At 67.4% G+C, this 21,776-nt stretch carries 16 protein-coding genes and 1 pseudogene; 8 read left to right on the forward strand and 9 right to left on the reverse strand.

Translation table 11 applies throughout. The annotated features are described in order from the left end of the window. Positions 1-269: 269 nt before the first annotated feature. Genes FLL47_RS42225 through FLL47_RS42240 form a run of 4 tightly spaced genes read right to left on the reverse strand, consistent with a single transcriptional unit; the run spans position 270 to position 4,571 of the window. Positions 270-944 (reverse strand): dTMP kinase, encoded by a 675-nt coding sequence (locus FLL47_RS42225; RefSeq protein ID WP_144128322.1) that lies wholly within the window; start codon positions 942-944, stop codon positions 270-272. Next, a complete protein-coding gene (locus FLL47_RS42230) occupies positions 935-1,438 on the reverse strand; it encodes an NUDIX hydrolase (RefSeq protein ID WP_186316252.1) in 504 nt (167 codons plus the stop codon). The genes FLL47_RS42225 and FLL47_RS42230 overlap by 10 nt, the downstream gene beginning before the upstream one ends. Next, on the reverse strand, positions 1,435-3,132 hold the full coding sequence (locus tag FLL47_RS42235) for a hypothetical protein (protein ID WP_144128324.1): 1,698 nt from the start codon (positions 3,130-3,132) through the stop codon (positions 1,435-1,437). Before FLL47_RS42235 ends, FLL47_RS42230 begins: the two co-directional genes overlap by 4 nt. Further along, positions 3,129-4,571 carry a hypothetical protein gene (locus FLL47_RS42240; RefSeq protein WP_144128325.1) on the reverse strand — a complete coding sequence of 481 codons (1,443 nt, stop codon included), beginning with the start codon at positions 4,569-4,571 and terminating at the stop codon, positions 3,129-3,131. Before FLL47_RS42240 ends, FLL47_RS42235 begins: the two co-directional genes overlap by 4 nt. A 915-nt stretch (positions 4,572-5,486) precedes the next feature. Here FLL47_RS42240 and FLL47_RS42245 point away from each other — a divergent pair. The 4 genes from FLL47_RS42245 (at position 5,487) to FLL47_RS42260 (ending at position 9,788) form a co-directional block, all read left to right on the forward strand. Beyond that, positions 5,487-6,713, forward strand: a complete 1,227-nt coding sequence (locus tag FLL47_RS42245) for an XRE family transcriptional regulator (RefSeq protein ID WP_144128326.1) — start codon at positions 5,487-5,489, stop codon at positions 6,711-6,713. Further along, entirely contained in the window at positions 6,710-7,243 is a 534-nt protein-coding gene (locus FLL47_RS42250; protein ID WP_144128327.1) for a GNAT family N-acetyltransferase, read from the forward strand. The genes FLL47_RS42245 and FLL47_RS42250 overlap by 4 nt, the downstream gene beginning before the upstream one ends. A gap of 338 nt (positions 7,244-7,581) precedes the next feature. Next, a complete protein-coding gene (locus FLL47_RS42255; protein ID WP_144128328.1) occupies positions 7,582-8,796 on the forward strand; it encodes a HEPN/Toprim-associated domain-containing protein in 1,215 nt (404 codons plus the stop codon). Positions 8,797-8,894: 98 nt separating this feature from the next. Continuing rightward, entirely contained in the window at positions 8,895-9,788 is an 894-nt protein-coding gene (locus tag FLL47_RS42260) for a hypothetical protein (protein WP_144128329.1), read from the forward strand. A 51-nt stretch (positions 9,789-9,839) separates the two neighbouring features. On the opposite strand, the gene FLL47_RS42265 is transcribed toward FLL47_RS42260, so the two are convergent. Both FLL47_RS42265 and FLL47_RS42270 read right to left on the reverse strand, forming a co-directional pair. After that, the gene (locus tag FLL47_RS42265; RefSeq protein WP_144128330.1) at positions 9,840-13,817 is read right to left on the reverse strand and encodes an NACHT domain-containing protein; all 3,978 of its coding nucleotides are present in this window, start codon (positions 13,815-13,817) and stop codon (positions 9,840-9,842) included. Positions 13,818-14,065: 248 nt separating this feature from the next. After that, a complete protein-coding gene (locus tag FLL47_RS42270) occupies positions 14,066-14,665 on the reverse strand; it encodes a hypothetical protein (protein WP_144128331.1) in 600 nt (199 codons plus the stop codon). Positions 14,666-14,848: 183 nt separating this feature from the next. Between FLL47_RS42270 and FLL47_RS42275 the strand changes: the two genes are divergently transcribed. Beyond that, entirely contained in the window at positions 14,849-15,745 is an 897-nt protein-coding gene (locus FLL47_RS42275; protein WP_144128332.1) for a LysR family transcriptional regulator, read from the forward strand. Positions 15,746-16,174: 429 nt separating this feature from the next. Here the strand turns inward: FLL47_RS42275 and FLL47_RS42280 are convergent, their stop codons facing one another. Then, complete coding sequence (locus FLL47_RS42280; protein WP_144128333.1) at positions 16,175-16,861, reverse strand: response regulator; 687 nt, start codon at positions 16,859-16,861, stop codon at positions 16,175-16,177. Continuing rightward, positions 16,858-18,030, reverse strand: coding sequence for a sensor histidine kinase (locus tag FLL47_RS42285; RefSeq protein ID WP_246159337.1), 1,173 nt, complete (start codon positions 18,028-18,030; stop codon positions 16,858-16,860). The genes FLL47_RS42280 and FLL47_RS42285 overlap by 4 nt, the downstream gene beginning before the upstream one ends. Before the next feature lie 157 nt (positions 18,031-18,187). Between FLL47_RS42285 and FLL47_RS42290 the strand changes: the two genes are divergently transcribed. The 3 genes from FLL47_RS42290 to FLL47_RS42300 are packed head-to-tail and all read left to right on the forward strand — an operon-like array spanning position 18,188 to position 21,422. After that, entirely contained in the window at positions 18,188-19,114 is a 927-nt protein-coding gene (locus FLL47_RS42290; protein ID WP_144128335.1) for an ABC transporter ATP-binding protein, read from the forward strand. Continuing rightward, a complete protein-coding gene (locus tag FLL47_RS42295; protein ID WP_144128336.1) occupies positions 19,111-20,637 on the forward strand; it encodes an ABC transporter permease subunit in 1,527 nt (508 codons plus the stop codon). The genes FLL47_RS42290 and FLL47_RS42295 overlap by 4 nt, the downstream gene beginning before the upstream one ends. Beyond that, positions 20,634-21,422: an ABC transporter permease gene (locus FLL47_RS42300; RefSeq protein WP_144128337.1), complete on the forward strand. Its 789-nt coding sequence runs from the start codon at positions 20,634-20,636 to the stop codon at positions 21,420-21,422. The genes FLL47_RS42295 and FLL47_RS42300 overlap by 4 nt, the downstream gene beginning before the upstream one ends. A gap of 226 nt (positions 21,423-21,648) precedes the next feature. Here the strand turns inward: FLL47_RS42300 and FLL47_RS44595 are convergent. After that, positions 21,649-21,776, reverse strand: a pseudogene (locus tag FLL47_RS44595) (IS5 family transposase); the annotation flags it as partial.

Consider the following 21,776-nt stretch of genomic DNA (forward strand, 5'->3'; position numbering starts at 1 on the left):
TCAGGCCCGTCATAGTCTCTACCCGTGGCGGTCTGTCCGCGAAGATCGGTTGAGTTGTCACAAGCCAGGTGATCTACCCGCGGACGGGTCGTCGTGTCTACTTCCGACAGATCACAGGTTGACCAAATGCTCCGGCCGTTAATCGATGTCTATCGAGTGAATAGCTCTCTAGGGCGAGTTATTGTGTGACAAACCTCAATTAGGGAAGCCTTGGCCGGACGGGGATCTCCATGCCGACGTCGCGCTGCGGTGATCTGCCTGTCGCTAGATCACGCCGCTGGCGGACTCGGTGGGCCGGGTGCTTCCGTGGAAGCGCGGTAGTCGCGCGGCCTGGGGATCGGGAGTCTTTCCAGGGTGCTGGCGATGCGGTCGGCGAGGGCGGTCGGCGGCGTGTGGTCGGTGTGGAGTTGTAGCAGTGGCCAGTCCATGGCGGCCAGCGTGGCGGAGGCTGCCTGGTAGGCGCGGATTTCGCGGCTGGCGTTGCCCGGCTCGGCTTGCCAGCGACTGTGCGGCCCACGTGCGGCTATTCGGGTTTCCAGCGCGTCTGGGCTGCTGGAGAGGATCACTGCGAGGTCTGGCCGGGGCAGGCCCGCGTGGAGATCCCACATGAGCTGTTCTGGGACTCCGCGCAGCATGTCCAGGGCGAGAGAGGCGACGTAGCGGTCGCAGATGACGGTCTGCCCGCCGGCCAGGGCGGGCAGGATCTCGGTGTGTACGTGCTGATAGCGGTCGGCGGTGATGACGCAGGCCAGGGGCAGCCCGTCGAGGGTACGTAGAGCGTTGCGGACGTAGGCGCCGAACGGCGAGCGGGACGGCTGCTGCGTTCGCAGGACGTGGTGGCCTGCGGCGGCGAGCAGCGGTTCGAGCGCCACCGCAGTGGTGGTCTTGCCGGTCGCGCCGGGTCCGTCGATGGTGATCCAGCGTGGGCTGGGGTCTACACCCATTGGAAGGTTTTGTCGGTGAGGGCGGGCAGCAGCACGCCGGGGCCGCTTCGCATGATGTCGGCACCGGTGATGGCCTCACCGACGGCAGGGAACAGGTGTAACTGGTAGACCTCACCTGCGGGCACCCACACGATCGCGCCAGGGGAGAGGTCGTCGTGCTCCACGAGTGCGAGTTCGCCGCGCTGCTCAGGGGTGATCCAGGCTGCGAAGACCAGGTGCAGTTTGCGGGGTGGGGCGGTCGGGCCGGGGCGGCTGACCATCTGGTCTTGCACGGCGATGAGGTGCAGTGGGTACTCGTCGTCGAGGTCGAGGCGCAGCTCCTCAGCCAGTTCACGCCGCAGCGCGTCGTGCAGCGACTCTCCGGTCTCGACGTTGCCGCCGGGCAGCGTGTATTGGTCGATGCCATCTTTCTCTCGGTGGATGAGGGCGACGTGTCCCTCGCAGAACACTGCGGCGGCGGTGCGGAGCTTGATCTTCTCGAAGGGTGTGTTCACCCTGGCACTCCCGGGTAGGCGCAGAGCTGGTTTGCTGAGGTCAAGGGCATTTTCTCAGTTTCGGCACCGTCGAGCACGTAGCGGCGCAGCGGCTGGCCGGTGACGCGGCTGACGGGGCGCAGATGCTGTGGGTCGAGTTCCTCGACGAGCAAAGCAGGGGCAGCCTGGGCGGTGTTCTTACCGCCGATGCGGTGCACCGGGCCGACCTCGGTCGGAGCGACGGCGATTCGCCAGACGGTGCCGCGCACGCTGGACAGGCTGAGGTCGCCGTAGCCGCGCTCCTCGCGCGGGGTCATCGGTTCGTCCTCGGTGGCGGCAAGCCCGAGGAACAGGGCACGGGCTCTGCCCTGGTTGACGATCTGGCCGGTGTCGATGGTGAAGCCCCGGTCGAAGAACGCCGAGGCCGGGTAGCCGGCCTGCGCGAGGACTTCGGCGTGGGCCTGTACCAGGGGCAGCACATGCCGGGTGATGTGTGCGGCCGCGCGGCGGTCGACGTCGGCGAGCTGGTCGGCGCGGGCAGCGAGACGGTCCAGGACGGCGCGGACGTCGGCGGCAGTGGCGTGCGGGAACGGTGCGCGTCGGCCGACGCCGCTGGCAGTCTTGTGGGCTAACAGGGCGTTGAGGAAGAAGCGGGTGGCGTCGGTGTAGCCGCTTCGGGTGCGGCGTTCGGTGCGCGTGTAGAGGTGTAGGGCGCGGTGGCGGCCGTCGAGGGTGAACCCGGGGTCGACGGCGTAGTACGGGCCGTCGGCGTTGGTCCAGGTATGGACCAGGGCGTGGCGGATGCGGTGGGGGCCGATGAGCAGTCCTTCGAGGGCCAGCCGGGCGGCCTTGGCGTGATCACCTGCGGCGAGGATCTGGTCGGAGATGAGGTGTAGGTAGGGCACACCGGGGGCGGTCAAGGACGCTTCGCGGCCGGTGACGGCGGCGATGCTGGTCGGGTCAGGGCGGGCACTGGCCGGGTTGACCGAAACGAGCAGGTGCGGGCCTGCGGCGATGACGTGGCGGCCGTCTGTGAGCTCGTCGTAGAGCGGAGCGTCGGCGGCGTGGACCAGCGGCGCGAACCGCAGTTCCACGGCCGCGCGGGCGGCGCTGGGGCCGACGCGGTCGATGTAGGGCCGCCAGGTCCGCAGTGCTGCTGCGAGGTCGGCGATGTAGGTATCGCGGTCGGTGCGGTATCCCACGGTATAGGGGGTGAGAGAGAACCGGATTCCGTCGATCGCGTCGGCGTGGTCGGCAACGATACGGCGGTGGGTGCCTACCAGGTGTTCCTGGTGCGCGGAGTACCCGACCGTGGACATGCGCAACCGGACGTGGAGGTCTGCGGCGCACAGGTCGACGAGCTGGCCGAGGTGGGAATAGCTGGCGATGTCGTTGTCGAGGTATGGAAACAGGACACCGGGCCGGTGCACGGTCCGGTCGGAACCGAGGCGTACGCCGCGGCGGCGAACGGTGTGGACGATCGCGGCGGCCAGGTCGGTTAGCCCTGTGAGCGACAGCTGCCAGACGTCGCTGCCGGCGACCTGGGAGCAGAACGCGCACCGGTTGAAGCAGCCGATCTGGGGCTGCAGGTACTGCAGGCGGGTGAAGGCTTCGTCGGGCAGGGTCGTGAGTTGGTTCGCCAAGTGCTGTCGGCGTGCACGGGTGCCGTCGTCAATGGTCGTCTCGGTGGACAGCAGCAAGTCGTCGGCGTTCACGGCTGGGTCCTTTCCGGTTGGCAGCTGGTGTAGTGGTCCAGGGCGGCGCGGTGGATCGCCTGGCCGAGTGGTGTGAGGTCGGCTGGTCCGGTGAACACGGGGCGGGAGGTGATCCCCTCGGCGGTGCCGAGCTCGGCACCGGGGGCGCAGACGACACCGTGGTCGGGGCCGTTGGCGAGCAGGACTTCCTGGCGGTCGGTGTCGGCGTCGAGGGGGTGCGCGCCGGGGCGTAGCCAGGTGAGGCGTCCTGCGGTGTCCATGCGATAGACGCCTGGGCCATGCCATCGCGGCGTTGGGGTGATCGGATGGCCATGGGGGTTGCGCAGCTTGATGTAGTAGGGCGCGCGGCCTCCGACGGCGGCTCGGGCGACGGTGTCGGTGTTGAACTCGTCGGCGGGCGGCAGCCAGGTCACCGTGCCGCCGGCGAAGGCGGTCAGGTGCGCGATTAGCAACGGTGGCAGGCCGCGCAGGATCTGGTTGACCCCGGACATCTCGGTGGTGCCCTGGTTACGGATGTTGATCTCGTTGAGGAAGAGGCCGGTGTCGGTCCAGATCGTGTCGGCGCCCCAGATCCCGATCAGGCCGTAGGCGGCGTAGAGGTAGTGCCCGAGTTTGGTGAGGGCGTCAACGAGTTCGCGAACTAGGTAGGCAGGGTGGGACGCGGACCAGTCGTTGCCTGCGCCCTTGGCTGCGGCGATGCCCAGGGCGGTGATGCCGATCGGTTTGTGCGACGGCATGTCGACGTAGACGGTGCAGCCGGTGCGGGTGGGAAGGGTCAGCACGGTCGTGTTGGAGGAGACCCCGTCGATGAAGGTGGAGATGCGCCACGGGCCGGGACCGTCGACGGCGGCGGTGTAGGTCTGCGGGCCGTTGACGAACGAGGTGCCCCGGCCGCCAGCCGTTATAGCTGGTTGCACGACCAGGCGTGGGCCGAGGTAGGCGGCGGCGCGGGCGTAGGGCGGCGCGGCCGGCGCGCTCAAGGCGGGGATGCGCAGCCGGACTCCGGCCGTGTAGAGCAGGCCGTCGAGGCGGGTCTTGTCCTCGAGCACGTTGCGCACGTCGGCGGGGACGGTCAGGACCCGGCCGCCGGTCGCGGCGGCCAGGCGGGCGGTGGTGCTGTTGCCGTACCAGGCCGCGAAGGCCGGGGGGCCGGGAAGCTCGCGGCAGGCGGCGCGGAGGTCGGCGTGCACGTGTGCCAGCCAGCGGTGCTTGGCATCGCCGTCGCGGCGGCCTCGTTCGGTCGCCAGCGTCCTGCTGCCGACCGCCGGCCAGGAGGTGTAGTAACCGGCGGCCAGCGCAGGCCGGGCGGCGGGCACCGCGGAGGGGCCGAGAAAGCTGGCGCGCCCGGCGCTGGTGAACCTGTCCAAGGTCACCAGACTGGATCCGGCCAACGCGAGGCGCAGGTCTTCCTGAGCGGCCAGCGCGGCATCGGTGGTCACGGCTGCACCCGAGCCGGGCTTGGCCTGAGGCGGTTGCGTAGGCCGCTGATCGGCCGCCAGCGTCGGCCGGCTACTTCCGTGGAAGCAGCCGGCAGGACCGGCAGCACGAGGGTCTTCTCAAGCAGAGCGAGAGTGCCTCGGTGGTGGTCGAGGGTGGCGGTCAACGACTGCCGCTGCGGGCATGGATCGGGTCGGCCACAGCTGCAGATGCCGTTAGAGACCTCATGCCTGGCCAGCAGGTCCATGGCCGTGTCGATGCCGCTGCGGGCACGAGCGGCCAACCGATCGTGGTCGAGAGCATGGCCAGTGCCTGCGGCCACTGGCGTCGAGTACTGATCCGGCATCGTCAACCTCACCTCGTCTCAGGACCGGTCTTTCAGGTGACCTCGTTGAGTGCCTGGGCTCCCACTGCGACCGCGGGAGCCCAGGCGCCGCAAACCTGCAGCGCATCGGTGGCAGCTACAGGCCCGCGGTTCTAGGTGCCGGGCCGCCCGTCGAGGCTGGACGGCCCGGCTCGCAGCGGCCGGGTGCGCGGTCCGCTGCGTGTCCGCTCACCGCCTTGGCGAGGTGAGCGGTAGTGCCACCGACCGAACACGGACCGCCGGCGGCGTGGTCGTGTCTTCGGGCCGCAGGGCAGCGAGGCGTGTGGCGTCCGGGCAGGACAGGCATCGGAACCTCCTCTGCGCTGGGCTGTTAGCGGTTTCGGGGTGTGCTGTGTGGTCCGGTGTGCCCTACCGTTAGGGCAGGACACACGCGGCCGGTATGCCCCTCAGGTCACCACCCGGAGGCGATGCCTCAACCCAGAGTCACAGTGGGATCCGGCGATGTGAAGCGCGCAGCGTCCACTGGAGTCCGCTGCGACAAGCGGACGGCGGCGGACAGCAGCGACAATGACGGTCTTGGGAGGGGTGGCGGGTGGGCGCAAGATTGTTCAAGGTCACGCTGGGTGAACTCTTGCGCGAGCGGGGTTGGAAGGCCCCGAAACTCGCTCAGGTGACCGGCTACTCTCGGTCGTACCTCTACGATCTCATCGGCGGTCGATCCCGGAAGAACCCAAGCCTGGAAGTCATCCAGGACCTGGACACGGCGCTCGACGCTCGGGGTCGGTTGATCCAGGCATGGCACTTCAGCGAGGCAGACGACGATATGAACCGCCGAGACGTCCTTACCGAAGCCGGGTTGTTTGCCCTCGTGCCTGCGCTCGCGGCCGGCGAGACCGTTCGCCAGGCCCTGTCAGATGCTCTTGGCCTGTCCTCGCCGGTGGACATGTGGGACCAGCTGGTTGCTGACTACGGGGCGTCGTACTACCTGACGCCCGCTTCGGCGCTGCTTGGTCAACTGCTAGCCGATACGGGTGTGCTGACGAACCAGATCAACGGTGCGAGCGAGCGCAACCGGAAGGCGCTGGCCAGACCGGCGGCGTACCTGGCAGCGATGACTGCGCTGACCTGGGGGAGTCTCGGGCACCAGCATCAGGCCGTGCGCTGGTGGGGGATCGCCCGAGCCGCGGCCGACAGCAGCGACGACATACAGGTCAGGGTGTGGGTGCGAGCCTGGGAGCTCGTGAACGGGCTTTACCTGGGTCGGCCGCTTGGCCAGTTGATGGCGACAGGCGAGGCGGCAGCGGCCCTGGCCGGCACCCGCACCGACGCCGCGACCGCATGTCTGTGGTCAGGGATCGCGCAAGCGCAGGCGAACGCGGGTCACCCAGATGCAGAGGACTCGCTGCGGCGCGTGGCCGAGCTCAGTCACCAGGTGCCTGACGCGACGGCGCGCGACTCGACAACGATGTTCGGCTGGCCCGAGGTCCGGCTCTGGCACACCACGAGCTACGTCCTGACGGCGATAGGTCGTACCGCCGCCGCGTACTCGGCGCAGGACACGGCACTGGCGCTCTACGGCTCGACGTCGCTGGCACCGGACCGGGCCAAGGTGGAGTTGCATAAGGCGCGGTGCCTCGTCATCGACGGCCGCGTGTCCGAGGGCCTCGATGAGGCACATCGAGTGCTCGACCACCTTCCAGCGGCCCGCAGCGGCTCGGTGCTCAGCATCGCGCGCCGGGTGATGGACAGCGTGCCGCGGGTCGAGACGCACCGACCTGCGGCGCTCGCGCTGCGCGAACGGCTGCAGCTGACCTCATGAACCTCATCACCTACGCAATGCTCGACCAGCGTGCAGTCATCCAGCACCGCGACTCGATCGTCGCGGTGTATGCGTCGGTCTTCACGGAGCCTCCGTACTCCGACTCCGCTGAGCAGATCGCCGCGTTCGGCGAGGATCTGGTCTCTCATGCCGGGCAGCTGGGCTTCACGTTCGTGGCGGCCTGGAGCGGCCAGCAGTTGGTCGGATTCGAGTACGCCATCACCATGGAGGGCAGCAGGTGGTTCCGTCGGGCAGCGGGGCCGCCGCCGAACTTCCTAACCGGAGTCGACCGCTGCTTCATCCTGGAGTGGGCGGTCCTGCAGCCGTGGCGGGGATACGGCATCGGCGGAGAGCTGATGCGGCGCGTTCTCGCCGACCGGCCGGAGCGGTATGCAGTGTTGTCGGCGCGGCCAAACGCTCCAGCCATGGCCGTCTATCGTCGGGCTGGCTGGCGAAAGGCCGGTGACAGCTACCCCACAGCCGAGAATACACGGCCGCACATGGAGATCATGTATCTGCCGTTGCCCTGACTGCGGCACTGCCACACCGTCGTGTCGTCGGTGCATCCTTGGAAACGCAAGACGGCCGCAGATGCCTCGCGCCGCCGCCTGACCTCCGCGAGCAGTCTCGTGATGTCGTTGCCATCATCGGCGTCCGATGCAGGCCGGCCACTGCCCGGCGCCAACTGCATGCAATTCAGGCTGCGCTAAAGCCGCCGAGTCAGTGCGCGGACCGCTCGCCCGCCTGGTGGTCATTGGGGCTCCGAGGTGTGAGGGTGGTCGACCGCCTCGCTGTGCTCGGCATCCGGTGCTAGATCGAGGCGCAGAACTCAGCTGCCGAAGGTGTAAGCCTGTGCGAGGCTTCGGTCGTGGGCCACAACACCTATGTGACATTCGGCAGTCACTCGTTCATGTGGACGCGTGGCTATGACACCGAGGTGGTGGCACTGTTCCTGGAGCGCGACCGTCTGCATGTTCCGGCAGCGGAGGACGGCGACGACTACGACCAATACGGATATTTCGTAACGGCCCGCGAGCTTCGGCAGCGGCTGCAGGTCAAAGGTTTCACCTCGGTCCGTGCCCGCAGGGAGGTCAGCGCGGGCATCGTTGCGCTTCGGGACGAGAAACTCAGAGCCTTGCCTGAAGTGCCTGAAGCTGAGCAGTGGGAGCCGGCTGATGTCGACGATCTCATCGCTGCTGCCCGACGGTTGATGACTCGACCGGCTAGTCTGCCGTATCGAGGTGTTGGTGCCGACGCGCTAGCCGACGAGTACGTCGAACGCTTGTATGGCCGCGTCGAAACCCCCAGTCTCCTGCGTCTGCTTCTCGAGGCCGCCCCCGAGGACATGCTAGTAGGCCATGACCTGCACGAACTGTTGGGTTGCTGCCACGATATGGACCCGCACATGCCGTGGGCCGCGTCGGCTCGGACCGAACAACTGAGGTCCACAGCGGTAGACGCACCGTTGATCGTGCTCACCGAAGGCAGTACCGATTCACGTCTCCTTAGCCTGGCGATGTCGGTTACCCATCCTCACCTTGAAGGGTTCGTGACCTTCATCGACTTCGCCGGCACCGAAGGCGCCGAGGGCGGCGTCGGTGCCCTGGCGAAGACGGTGTCAGCGTTCATCGCCGCCGGGGTCGCCAACCGCTTTATCGCGCTGGCAGACAACGACACCGAAGGCCATGCGGGGTTGCGCAAGCTGAAGAACGGGAGACTGCCGCCTCAGTGCCGTGTGATGCACTACCCGGATCTCGACCTGCTGACAAGCTACCCCACCACCCTGAGCCATGCAGGGCAGGTCACGCTGGAAGATGTCAACGGCCGGGCCGGGGCGCTAGAGCTGTACCTGGGGCGAGACGTTCTCACGATCAACGGGCAGCTGGTGCCGGTCCAGTGGGCAGCGCAGGATCACCACTCGATGCAGCGCCGGCATGGCAGCCTGCCTGACCACGTCAAGAAGAAGATCCAGCAGGCGTTCAGGCGAAAGGTCAAGCGCACCCTCAACGGCGAACCGGCACCGACGGACGACTGGACCGGCATCGCCATGATCATGGACCAGATATCCTGCGCGTTCGAGTGACTGACATACCAATAGACCGGAGAGGCACAGTGCGGTCGGACTCAGCCCTGACCTTCCTACAACTCCTGCACCAACAGGCCGGCGACCAGGCAGAAGCCATGCAGCCGACCCTGCAGCGGATGATCGAGACAAGCATCACGGGCTCACCGGCAGACCTCGACTTCAAGACAGTGGCCCGTTCAGTGCGCGCCCGTGACAGGCAGGAGCTGTGGAGCCGAATCCAGATCAACTGCTTGCACTCAGCAGTCAACGTCAGCGACCACCTGCGTGCACTGGCCCTGATGCTGTCGGCGCCGACGGTCGGGGTACCGGTCTACGCGCACACGACGGTAGCGCGGGTGGCCGTCGAGAGTGCGGCGAACGTAGCTCACGTACTCGACCCGGCTGAGGCGTTCGAGCTTCGCTTCGCCCGTGGCATCGCCTTCCTCATCGACGACTCCCGGTCGGCGCAGCAAGCGGCCAAGCGCGTGCCGGGAAACGCATACATGCAGGCGCCTGGGCCCCGATTCCAGCGCCGTCATGACGACCTCCTTGGCGTGATCGCCCGTGCACGGATCGAGATCACAGTGAACCGCAACGGCAACCCGAAAGGTGTTCGCACATCCCCGGGCGGTCCAGAAGCACCGATCGACCTCAAGATGTCCGACCTGATCACCCGTCTGTATCTCCACCTGCCAGGGCTGTACAACCTCATGTCGGGCGTGACCCACGGGCTGCCGCACACACTCTCGGGCAACGCCCGCTTCGCCGACCGGCGGGCCGAGTGGAACATGGACCCTCTGGACGTGGCCTCATCGGTGCTGGCTGCACTCAACGCAGCGGACAGCGTGCTCGCTCACATCGGCTGGCATCGAGGCGCCAGCGATGACCCCGAAGTAGCCGAAACCCGCACGCGCATCGCCGCGGTGGACACCGCCATGGTCCACTTCGGCCGGGCGCACGTGCCGCTGCCGAAACCGGCTGCGTTGCGAGCCGCCAGGTCCACCGGTTGACCCATCAGCCTTGCAAGATGCCGAGACCCCGACGAAACGCCTGGTTGTCGTTCACGCCGGCGGGCGACTGATGTCGAGGACTATCGGTTCGATGTTGTACTCAGCGTTCAGCGCTGTGGCCTGCCTGTGCAGCTCCTGTGTCAGCTCGGCCAGGTTCGTGGGACCCTTTCGCGGCCAGGTGCGGCGTTGTTCGGGATCGATCCAGTAGACAAGGTAGACGCCGCAGGCCCGGCCTGTGGGCTTTAGGTACCGCTCGGCCAGTTGGTCGGTGAGCGCAGTGAGGAGTCCCTTGTTGTTGATCAGCTTTGCTTCGATGATCAGCCGCGCTGACCCGATCGGGTGGGTGGCAGTGGCTGAGGTTGCCGTGAGGTCGATTCGTGTTCCGATGCCGCGTTCGGTAGGTCTTGCAACCTGAACTTCACGATCGACGACGCCATGACGGAGGCGGCTCTGGAGTTCGTGTCTGACCCAGTCGCTGATGGTGTCTTCGGTCTTGGGGGTGTGCTCGTTCCAGAGGTAGTGGTGGGCACCAGACCGTATCTGGCGCTGTAACTCGGCGAAGTGCTCAAGAACGACGCACATCAGGTCGTAGTCGTTCTTCACGAGCCGGGTGTCGGAGCGTTTGAGTAGGTTGAGTAGCTCTTCGGGTCGTACGGGCGTGTACGAGGTCTCTGCGGCTTGAAGCCGTGCCGTGCGGGCATAGTACGTTAGAGCCGCAGTTGTGGTTGGAGGTCGCCCTTCGCGGAGGCGCTCAAGAGCTGCCGTGCTGCCACGTTCCTGGAGCTGGGTGAGGACTCGCCGACGGACTTCGCGAACCTCCATCTCGGGACTGACGAAGCCGACGCCTTCGAGGGGTGGGTCGTCATCGAGCGGGAATCGGACAAGAAGGAGATCCGCGAGCGTCTCCAGTTCGCGTTCTTCGAGCAGGTCGAGGCGTAGGCGCGGGACAACCCCTGTAACCTGATCGAGGCTTGGTCGCCCGCGTATGAGTTCGTTGACAACTTCGGATGGGACCAGTTGGCAGAGCGCACTTTGGCCAGTGCTCGCGAGATCCGGGCTGGAGGTGGTTGTGAGGAGACGGCTGACGGTGGTGGCGAGCGCCGCATCGAATTCGATCAGGTGGTTCAGCAGTGACTGCGTGAGGTGTGGACCGTAGCGTTCCTGACCGATCCGGTCCGCCACTTCATCGGAGATGTTCGACAGGATTCTGTGTACCACCGGGCGCGCTGCAACGTCGCCACCGTGCAGGTTGATCGCGTCAAGGTAGCCGAGAGCTGCCTCGCTGATGGCGTGGATGCTATCGGCCGGGACGTGATCGAGCAGTTCGGATCTCAGTTCAGCATCTGTGTTGCGATCGAAGTTCCACGCGGCGATGATCGCTGGCGCCCATCGCTGCCAAGCCTGTGGGGATAGTTCGGCGAGGCGCTGAGGCGTGTGGCGGGTCAGCGTTGTCATCAAATACACGCCAGCCCAGTCGGGCACCACATGCGGATCAGAAATCTGCTGGTGCCCGAACCATTTTTCCGGTCGAAGCTCATGCCGTTCCAGGTATGCAATGCCTGTGTCGATTACCCAGTCGCGCTGTGCAGGGTCCAGGTGTTGCCAGCCGCTGCGTGAGGTGAGGTCGTGGGAGAAGATCTCGACCTGCCTGTCGCCGGCGCCGAGCCAGTATGTGATCCGCCACCACTGGTCCGCATCACCGTCGGTGTCGCGAATCGCCTCGGCAAGATGTGCAATCTGCCGTTCACCGCTGTCGTCGTGAGCCTTCTGGGCTTCACGTCGCCGCTGGTGCGACTTGCGCATCCTTTTCGCGTAGTCGGAGTCGAGATCGATCGGCTCCCGCCAGTTCTTGGTGCTCTCGTAGGCGGGATGTGACGGTGGAAGGGAGAGTATGCAGTCAGCCTGTGTGGCCGTCGGCTCCGGCAACAGGAGCGATAGACAGTCGGCCAGCGGGCGTTGTGCCGTGGCGGGTAGGTCGGGGAGGGTATCCAAGATCCAGTCAGCGTCTGGTGTCACCAGTAGGCCGAGGTGGAGGATTTCATCCCATTGGTCGGGCTGTATCCGTTGCGCAAGGGTTACTGCGAGCTGTCTACGCCTGTTTGCGTCCTCGATGTCAAGGGCGTTCCATGGCAGTCGGTTGACGGACATGGCGTGCCCGAAGTGGGGTGGTCCTACTTGGGCGACTAGAAGAGCCGCCAGCCCGTCCATGACTTCGGCGATGTGGAGGTGATGCCATGCTCGGTCCGTCAGCTTCTCGGGGAACCATCCGTAATCGTCATCGCTAGCGTCGTGATTGCCCTGACGGGCCAGCCACTCCAGCATCATCGGAAGCTCGGCGGTGGGCAGGCTTACTGCAAGATCCGCGAACAGCTGAAGGTATGCGCCGATGAAATGGGTGTTGCGCCTGGGACGTAGGACGCTGATGAGATCGGCCGTGGTAAGCAGCTGCGGGTGCAAAGCAGTTATCGCTCCAGCGAGGACCTCGTCGTCCGGGTCGTCTTCTTCCTGCAAGTGGAGCAGCGGCGTTAGCGCGGACAGGTCTTGTTCCGTCCCGACCTCAGCTACTGCCGCGATGGTGGCTCGGCGGGAGTGTGGGGGCACGGAGGTGTCTAAGGACAGCCGCAGCATGTCGTCGGCAAGACCGGTGCAGCGGCCAGCTCGTGCCAGTGTGCCGAGCCACCAGATCAAGGTGGCGTCTGACGCGCTATCGGCAAACCTGTGCAGCTGCGGTTCGAGCTGGCTATGGACCAGGTATTTGGGGTCGATGGCCCAATCAATGTCGCTTTGCCCCCGGGCGGCCTCGTCGAGGAGCGCTTCGGTCAGCGCTGCACGTGCCGGTTCCGGAAGGTCGATCCCTGAACGCGCAATCGCAAGCGAATTCCTGGCAAGGAGCTGACTTGTCAGCTCAGGCTGGAGTGCGGTCAACCAGACCGCGACACCGATCTGCGGCCCTGGAATGACGCCATCCCGAACACCGAGAAGGCCGGAGACCTGTGATGACGTAACGCCGCGGGTAACCAGATATCCCGCCGCAAGATACTCCGCGTACCGTTGATGCCTGAACACTAGCGATGCTGTCGACCCCGATTCGAACAGCGCCGACCCCAGCACATCTTCAAGATCAGCGAGGTTGACGTGCTGTCCAGGTGCATCCGGCTCTGGGTCTGACGGCAGTTCGGCCACCACGGGCATGGCTGACCCAGCGTGGATGGGCTCGCGGGCAAAAGCCGCAACGCCCGAGAACACGTTGAACGCGGCCAACCGCCCCGCCAACCTCAGCTGACGGTCCGCTGCAAGGCGTACGCGATACGCGGACTTGTGTTCCCGCAGTAGACGCCCCACTTCATACCGCATCGAAGCGATTTGGTCGGTCGGAAGCTCCCCGGTCTCCTGCCACTGCGTAGCCGTGTCTCGGAGCTGCAAGGGACATGCCGCAAGGCGCCCCAGCCGAGCGGTGACCACGGCCTCAAGGAAAGCATCGGGATCGGCGACACGATCCGCGACCGTCGCACGAGCGGCGGCGCGGTCCAGCGGAAGCAGGCGATACTCCTGCACGCTGGCCATCGGGCTCCACACCCCGGGACGGCACGCGAACCGCCAAGCTGTTCGCTTGGCGGCAGCGGAGTCCAGCATCTTCCGGAGGACATCGAAGAATTGCGGCATGTCACGAACGGCAACGTCGACGCCGTCTAGGAACACCGGCCCGCCGGCCTCGACGGCCGTGCCCAGTTCCTCCCGTAGCTCTCTCGGGGACAGCCCGACCACATCGACGACAGAAGAACTCGGCTCCTGCTCGCACCACCGGTTCATCGCCACGGTCTTACCGGATCCGCCAGGAGCCAGTACCACGAAGCTTTCGCTGCTACCCACCAGCATCGAGAGTCCTAGAGGAGCGTTCAACCCCGCTGAATCGCGACTGTCTTGGTCGAGGAGGAAGCCATCGTCATCAACCGGCGCAAACTGACCGGATGTGCCTCGTTCGGCGACGATCGGTTGAACGTATCGATCGACCACGACAAAGCTGGCCAAGTGGCAAACCTCCCTAGCGACGCGACAACCACGCTAGCCCACCCCCCGCTGGCTGGCCCTGACTGTTCGCTTACCAATTACGCCATAATGGTCCGGCAGAAGGACCCGCTCCGATTCGGAGACGGCCTGAGCCGAGTGAGCAGCAGCCTCGGACGCGCCGTGGGGGAGCGGCCAGCCAACCTCTTGCGCTGCGGCCTGACATGCGCACCAATCATCCCAGCAGGGAACCTCGACTGGTTGAACCAGCCCTAACGGCCCTCCGGCCAAGTCGACTGAGTCGCTCGGGTCTGCTGAACGGAGGCAGGTGGCGGGGTTCGGAAGTAGGCACGTCCCGACCGAACAGCCAGTAGCACGATGACGAGCACAGAGCCGCCGAAGACGACGACATTGCGTACGCCGGTGAGCCAGGGCAGCCAGTCCGGGTAAGCGGCGGTGGTGGCGTCGAATAGCGCTTGCGCGTCGAGGCGGCGCAGGTTCTCGTCGCTGGACGCGGCGAACAAGGCCTGCAGGGCTGCGACCGCACCGGCGTTGCTCAGCAGGATGGCGACATTGGCCAGGATGATCAACGGCATCACGATGAGCGCGGCGATCCTGGCGGCCCGCCTGCCGGAAAGGGTCCACCAACCCAACGCCACGAACGCCAGTGCGATGATCACCGGGACTGCGATCGCGATGCCGGACTCGCGGAAGCTGATGTTGTTGTCGGCCAGTAGCGAGGCCGGCAGGCCCTGGCGGGCGACCTCCGCCTCGGCCGCGGCTTGGACGTCGCCGCCGTAGCCGAGTCCCAGCATGGGAACGGTCAAGAAGGCCAAGGCGATCATCGGGTGGATCGCGGCTGCGATCGTCACCTGGATCGGCCGTCGTGCGTGCTGCATCACGGGTGCGTTCCTTTCGCAATGAGGGACGGCCGGCCAGGTCGGGCGGCCACTGGGTCCATCGTCGGCAGCGGCACCACATCGATCAAGTTAGAATTCGTGATTGCAGCGATAACCTGTCGGTAATCGGCTCGGTAATGGGCAACGGGGGATTGGATGGAGCTGCGCGACATCGAGATCTTCCTGACCTTGGCCGAAGAGCTCCACTTCGGCCGCGCCGCGCAACGCCTGTACGTCTCCCAGGCACGTGTCAGCCAGGCGATCAAACAGCAGGAACGCCGAGTCGGCGGCGCGCTGTTCGACCGCAACAGCCGCTCGGTGCGGCTGACACCGCTCGGGCAACAGCTCCGTGACGACTTACGGCCGGTCTACGACAGCCTGCACGAAAGCATCGATCGTGCCCGGCTCGCCGCCCGAGGCACCTCCCAGACCCTGCGTATCGGCATGATCCCGACCCTCACCCAAGAGCTACGACCGCTATGGGACGAGTTCCGCTCCCGGCAACCGCGCTGTGCACTGACGATCCGCTACGTGTCGTTCCTGGCACCCTTCAGCCAGCTGCGAGCCGGGGAGATCGACGCGCTGATCGCATGGCTGCCGGTCGAGGAACCCGACCTGACCGTCGGCCCGGTCATCCATACCGAGTCCCGGGTGTTGTGCGTGGCCGCCAGCCATCCGCTGGCCGATCATGGACCCGTATCCCTCGAGATTCTCGGCAACGATCACGTCGTGGCGACTGGTCGTGGCCACATACCAGAATACTGGGAAGACGCATACACGCCGTTCGCGACACCCAGCGGACGTCCCGTCGCACACCGGCTTCCGGTCGCGAACTTCGACGAGATCACGATGCTGGTCAGCACCGAGCAGGTAGTGCACCCGATCGGCCGCCACGCCATGCGGTACTTCGCCCGGCCCGACATCACATATCTGCCGATCACCGACGCACCGGCCATCCGGTGGGCGGTCATCTGGCGCCAGGACAACTACCACCCGAACCTGCAGCTGCTGGCCGAGATCGTCCGCGAGCGCGGCCCGCTCGACAAGGCCTGATCACGTTCCTCACCTCTGCTGGTCTGCTGCGGCCGGCCCCAGGCGCCAACGATGCCGCAGCTGTTCATAGGCGGTCAGGCGCTACGAGGTCAGACGCCGCGTCCGGCTGGCGCACGAGCAGCCGGGCCTTGGCCGACTTTCGGTGCCCTCAGCGAAGGATTACACGATAACGCTCGATGTTCAAAGACAACGTTCTCCTGGGCCGAAGCAGCGGCCTGGCCAGATCAGGGTCTATCTCGAGCCTTTATCCTTGGCGCGGACGCCGGCCTGGAATCGGTTGGCGGCACCGAGCCGGGCCATGAGCACGGTGACCCTGGCGCCGAACGTACGCACGGAAATGCCCAGCGCCCGGTACTCCAGGCGAAGGGTCATGGCCGGGACTCGCTGGCAGACAGTTGACGATGGCGGCGCGCGTCGGCGGTCCTCGCGTCAGAACTCGCTGCGCGGTGACCGGCCGGGTACTACCAGCCCCGATTCGTAAGCCACCACCACCGCCTGGGTGCGGTCGCGTAGTCCGAGCTTGGTCAGTACGCGGCTGACGTGGGTCTTGACCGTCTCCTCGCCGACCACGAGCCGGGCCGCGATCTCCGTGTTCGACAGCCCTTCGGCGATCAGGCACAGCACCTCGGTCTCCCGTGGGGTCAGCGCGCTCAGCGCGGCGGTCGGGGGTCGCCGCTGCTGGCGCAGCCGCGCGAACTCGGCGACCAGCCGCCGGGTGACGGTCGGGGCGAGCAGCGCCTCGCCGGCGGCGACGATGCGTACGGCGTCGAACAGCCGCTCGGCGGTGACGTCCTTGAGCAGGAAGCCGCCGGCTCCCGCGGCGAGCGCGTCGTACACGTGCTCGTCGAGGTCGAACGTGGTGAGGATCAGGATGTGGGGCCCGTCCGGGCCGGATTCTGCGACGATGCGGCGGGTGGCCTCGATGCCGTCGAGCACGGGCATGCGTACGTCCATCAGCACGACGTCCGGGTGATGCAGGCGGCAAGCCTGCACGGCCTGCTCGCCGTCGGCGGCCACGGCGGCGACGGTGAAGTCGGGCTGGGTGGCGAGCAGGCCGGCGAAGGCAGTGCGGACCACCTCGTGGTCGTCGACGACGATGACGCGGATCGGGTTCATGCCTCGGTCTCCGTGGTAGGCAGGATGGCCTCGATGAGGAACCCGCCGGTGGGTGCCGGTCCTGCGGTCAGCCGGCCGCCGACCGTGGCGGCGCGTTCGCGCATGCCGGTCAGCCCGTGCCCGCCGGACCCGATGGTGTCCTGTGGGCCGGGACCGTTGTCGCGTACGCGCAGCAGCAGGGTGTCGTGCCGGTAGTGGAGTTCGACGTCGACCGCGGCGCCGGCGGCGTGGCGACGCACGTTGGTCAGGGCCTCCTGCACGATCCGGTAGGCGACCAGTTCGATGCCGGGATCGAGGGCGCCGACCGTGCCACGCACGATGAGCCGGGTGCTGCCGGGACGCAGCCGGCGAGCCTCGTCGAGCAGGTCGTTGAGCTGATGCAGACCGGGCTGGGGCTGCCGGACAGGTGCGGGGTCGGCGTCCTCCCGTAGCACTCCGAGCAGCCGTCGCATCTCGGTCAGCGCGGTGCGGGCGGTGTCGCCGATGGCGGTGAGCTTGCGCGCGCCTTCGTCGGGCAGCCCCGGTGTGGTCAACCGGGCCGACTCGGCCTGCACGGCGATCATGGAGATGTGGTGGGCGACGACGTCGTGCAGCTCACGGGCGATGCGGGCGCGTTCGCCGCGGGCCACGTGCTCGGTCAGGGTGTCGGCGATGGCCCGGTCAAAGGCCTCCCGCCGTACCGCCTCGGCGTGGGCCCGCCGTGCCGCGCCGGCGATCACCGCGGTCGCGGCGACGGCCAGCAGCACGACGGCCAGGGAGCGGCCGCCGGACGCGGCGGCGGTCTGCGGCAGCATCGCGTATACGGCGAACGGCAGGACAAGCAGCGCGGCGGTCCTGGCCCGGTGGATTGTCCCTACCACGTAGCAGGTGACGGCGAGGGCGACCAGGCCGGCGACCGGCGGTGGGTAGCCGGCCGGCGGCCCGAGCATGCACACCGCGCTGATCAGGGCTGCTGCTGCTACCGGCAGGGTGCGCACCAGCGCCACCGGTGCGGTCGCCGCCGCGGCCAGCAGCGCGCCCGGGGGCTGGGTCAGCGGCAGCCAGGTCTCCCGGACGGCGATCTCGGCTAGTGCAGCGCAGCCGAGCACGACCGCCGCGAGATAGGGCAGATACGCCGGCGCAAGGATGCGGCGGTAGCCGGCCAGTCGGTCGTCCGGGTTCAGCTGCACGTCAGCCATTGTGCCGGGCCGGTCCGGGCGGCGTCGTCACCGGCTGCGGGGGCACCCGGATCCCCCACACGGGGGAGGGGTAGCTCGCGGCGGGGACGCCGCAAACCGCTCGCTGGCGTGACGCCCGCAGCCCGCCCGCGGCCGTAGCGTGCTGGCCATGTCACCCACCATCGAGGTATGCGGCGTGCGTAAGCGCTACCGAGGCACGGTCGCTGTCGACGGCCTGACCTTCACCGTACGGGCGGGGGAGGTCACCGGCTTCGTCGGACCCAACGGGGCCGGCAAGTCCACCACCATGCGAATCATCCTGGGTCTCGACGCGCCCGACGAGGGCGACGCGCTCGTCGGCGGTCGGCCTTACCGGTCGCTGCGAGCCCCGCTGACTCAGGTCGGCGCGCTGCTGGACGCCTCCGCGGTGCATCCGGGCCGCAAGGCACGCGACCACCTGCTGTGGCTCGCGCACAGCAACGGCATCGCACGGCGGCGTGTCGACGAAGTCCTCGACCAGATCGGGCTCGCCTCGGCGGCACGCCGCCGGGCGGGCGGCTTCTCGCTGGGCATGCAGCAGCGGCTCGGCATCGCCGCCGCGCTGCTCGGGGACCCGCCGGTGCTGATGTTCGACGAACCGGTCAACGGCCTCGACCCCGACGGCATCGTCTGGATCCGCGGGCTGATGCGCTCGCTGGCCGCCGAAGGCCGGGCCGTGTTCGTGTCCAGCCACCTGATGAGCGAGCTGCAGGACACCGCCGACCACCTGATCGTCATCGGGCGCGGCCGCCTGATCGCCGACACCAGCGTCACCAAACTGCTGGCCACCGCGTCCAAGGGCCGCGTCGAGGTGCGCACACTGCGGCGAACCGAAGTGATGACGCTATTGGCCAATGCCGGCGCCACCGTAGCCGCGATCGACGCCGAGACGCTGACCGTCGATGGCCTGACCGGTGAGCAGGTCGCCGGCCTGCTCAGTAGCGCAGGGCTGGCGTTCTCCGAGCTGCGCTCGCACAGGGCATCCCTAGAAGAGGCGTACATGGAGCTGACCCGCGACGCGGTCGAGTTCAGCGGCAACGGGGAGAGGGCCCGATGAACACATTGCAGGAGTTCAGGCTGCTGCTGGCCGAGTGGACCAAACTGCGCTCGGTACGCCGCTGGATGATCACCCTGCTGGGCGCTGCGGCCCTGACGGTCGGGCTCAGCGTACTGGCCGCCAACGGCGGCACCACCGACATGAACGACAATCCGAACTTCGTCGTCGGACCAGACGGCACCCCCGTCGCCGACGGGATGCAGTTCGTCCACCAGCCGATCACCGGCGACGGCACGATCACTGTACGGATAACGTCGCTGGGGGAGCCGCCGAACGTCCGGCCTCCCTCCGGCGGCCCGGAAGGCGCGCAGAAGCTGCCGAAAGGCCCATGGGCCGGTGCCGGCCTCATCATCAAGGACGGCACCCGCAGCGGCTCGTCGTACGCGGCGGTGCTGGTCAACCCGACGCATGGGGTGCGGCTGCAAAGTGACTTCACGACCGACCTGGCCGGCAGCCCAGGCGGCGGCCCGCGATGGCTGCGACTGACCCGCACCGGCGAGCAGATCACCGGCTACGAGTCCACCGACGGCGCCGCCTGGCGACAGGTCGGCACGGTCACCGTGCCCCACTTGCCGCAGACCGCGCAGATCGGCGTATTCGTGTCCGCCGAGCCTGAACTGCTGCTGCAACGCTCGGCCGGCAGCACCTCGCTGGGCGCCCGCGAAGTCCGCAACGTGGCCACGTTCGACAACCTCCAGCTGTCCACGGGCGGCACCGGCACGTCGTGGCACAGCGACACCGTGACCATGCCGCGTGCGGAGCCCGAAGGACCCGACGGCGAGGTGGGCAAGGGCGGCAACCAGCCCATGGGCAGCACGAAAGAGGCCGACGGCGTCTACACGATCACCGGCTCCGGCAAGATCGGCCCGCAGGAGCCACCGGACGACATCGTGCAGATCTCGCTCATCGGCGTGATAGCGGGGCTGATGGCGCTCATCGCACTCGGCGTGCTTTTCGCCACGTCCGAGTACCGCCGCGACATGATCCGCACGACGTTCATGGCCGCGCCACGCCGCGGCCGCGTCCTAGCTGCCAAGGCCATCGTGCTCGGCACCGTGGTGTACCTGACCGCGCTCGCCTCCGCCGGCACCGCCTTCGTCATCGCACAGCCGATGCTGCGCGAGCACGGCTTCGCACCGCCGGCATTCCCGAAGCAGTCGCTGACCGACCCGGCAGTCGTACGGACCCTGCTGCTGACAGCCGCGTTCATGGCCGCCGTCGCGGTGTTCAGCATGGCCGTCGGCACCCTCATGCGGCGCAGCGCCCCCGCCATCACCACCGCCGTCGTCCTGGTCATCCTGCCGATCATCATCGGCTCGCTGCTGCCCCTGACGCCCACCCGCTGGCTGATGCACATCACGCTCGCGGGCGGGTTCGCCACCCAACGCGCCAAGGCACCCGACGCCACCCTCGTCGAACCCTGGTCGATGGTCAGCCCGTGGGCCGGCATCGCGACGGTCGGCGCATACACCCTCGGCGCGCTCGCGCTGGCCTGGTGGCAGCTGCGGCGGCGCGACGCATGACCCGCACCCTGCACGCCGAATGGACCAAACTACGCACCGTACCCAGCACCGGATGGCTGCTACTGGCCGCAGTCACAGCCACCGTGCTGGTCGGCTACGCCGCCACCGGCACCCTCGACATCCAGCACTGCCAGGCACCGTGGTGCTACGAGGACACCACCAAACTCAGCCTGGTCGGAGTACGCCTGGGCCAGGCCGCGATCGTCATCCTCGCAGTGCTCGCCGTCACCCCTGAATACGGCACCAAGATGATCAAAACGACGCTCGCGGCCACACCCGACCGGCTCACCGTGCTGGCGAGCAAGCTGATCGTCGTCACCGGCGTCACGCTCGTCGCGGCCGTCGTCGGTGTGCTCGGGTCGCTGCTGGCGGCCCGCACGGTGCTGCCCGGCAACGGGTTCACCAGCGCCAACGGCTACCCGCCTCTATCGCTCGGCGACGACCTGACTATGCGGGCAGCCGTCGGCACCGTGCTCTACCTCGCGTTGATCGCCGTACTCGGCGTCGGGGTCGGCGTCCTCGTGCGGGACACGGCCGGCGCCGTGACCACCGTGCTCATGCTCCTATACGCCTCACCGGTGCTCGCCCTGCTCGTGTCCGACCCACGCTGGCAGCACCGCATCCACCGGTACTCGCCGATGGACGCGGGACTGACCATCCAGACGACCCGCGACATCGCCACGACCACCCACATCGGAGCGTGGGCGGGCCTGGGAATGCTAGCGGCGTACGCCGCTGCAGCCCTGGTCGCAGCCGCGCTCGTATTCCGGGTCCGTGACGCCTGAGGGCCGGCTTCTTCCAGACCACCGCAAGGCGCTGTGCGCGCACCAGGCATCGCTGCGTACCGCGCCTGGCGGTGCAATCACAGGCCTGTAGCGGCGTAGGGTTCACCTCACGGCTGGGGTCGAACGCCAACCACCCCTCGTTCCCGGCCTCTTCCACGACAGCACGGGCGAGCTGCTCGATCTCCCGTAGGTAGTCGACTTCCGGATGTCGCTCTGGCATCGACGCCTAGGTCGTGTATCGAAGTGCGTGTAGCCATTCGTTGATCGCGGTGATGTGGATCGTGGCCAGGTAGCGGACGGCGAGCTTGTCGTACCGAGTGGCCATCGCCCGGTGGCGTTTGAGCCGGTTGATAC

The sequence above is a fragment of the Catellatospora sichuanensis genome (assembly GCF_007483665.1).
GTDB classification, from domain to species: Bacteria; Actinomycetota; Actinomycetes; order Mycobacteriales; family Micromonosporaceae; genus Catellatospora; species Catellatospora sichuanensis.

What these genes read in the sequence shown, in the direction of transcription:
- FLL47_RS42225 (WP_144128322.1), bottom strand. Translation starts at nt 944, where the DNA reads ATGGGTGTAGACCCCAGCCCACGCTGGATCACCATCGACGGACCCGGC.
- FLL47_RS42250 (WP_144128327.1), top strand. Translation starts at nt 6,710, where the DNA reads ATGAACCTCATCACCTACGCAATGCTCGACCAGCGTGCAGTCATCCAG.
- FLL47_RS42260 (WP_144128329.1), top strand. Translation starts at nt 8,895, where the DNA reads ATGCAGCCGACCCTGCAGCGGATGATCGAGACAAGCATCACGGGCTCA.
- FLL47_RS42275 (WP_144128332.1), top strand. Translation starts at nt 14,849, where the DNA reads ATGGAGCTGCGCGACATCGAGATCTTCCTGACCTTGGCCGAAGAGCTC.
- FLL47_RS42280 (WP_144128333.1), bottom strand. Translation starts at nt 16,861, where the DNA reads ATGAACCCGATCCGCGTCATCGTCGTCGACGACCACGAGGTGGTCCGC.
- FLL47_RS42290 (WP_144128335.1), top strand. Translation starts at nt 18,188, where the DNA reads ATGTCACCCACCATCGAGGTATGCGGCGTGCGTAAGCGCTACCGAGGC.
- FLL47_RS42295 (WP_144128336.1), top strand. Translation starts at nt 19,111, where the DNA reads ATGAACACATTGCAGGAGTTCAGGCTGCTGCTGGCCGAGTGGACCAAA.
- FLL47_RS42300 (WP_144128337.1), top strand. Translation starts at nt 20,634, where the DNA reads ATGACCCGCACCCTGCACGCCGAATGGACCAAACTACGCACCGTACCC.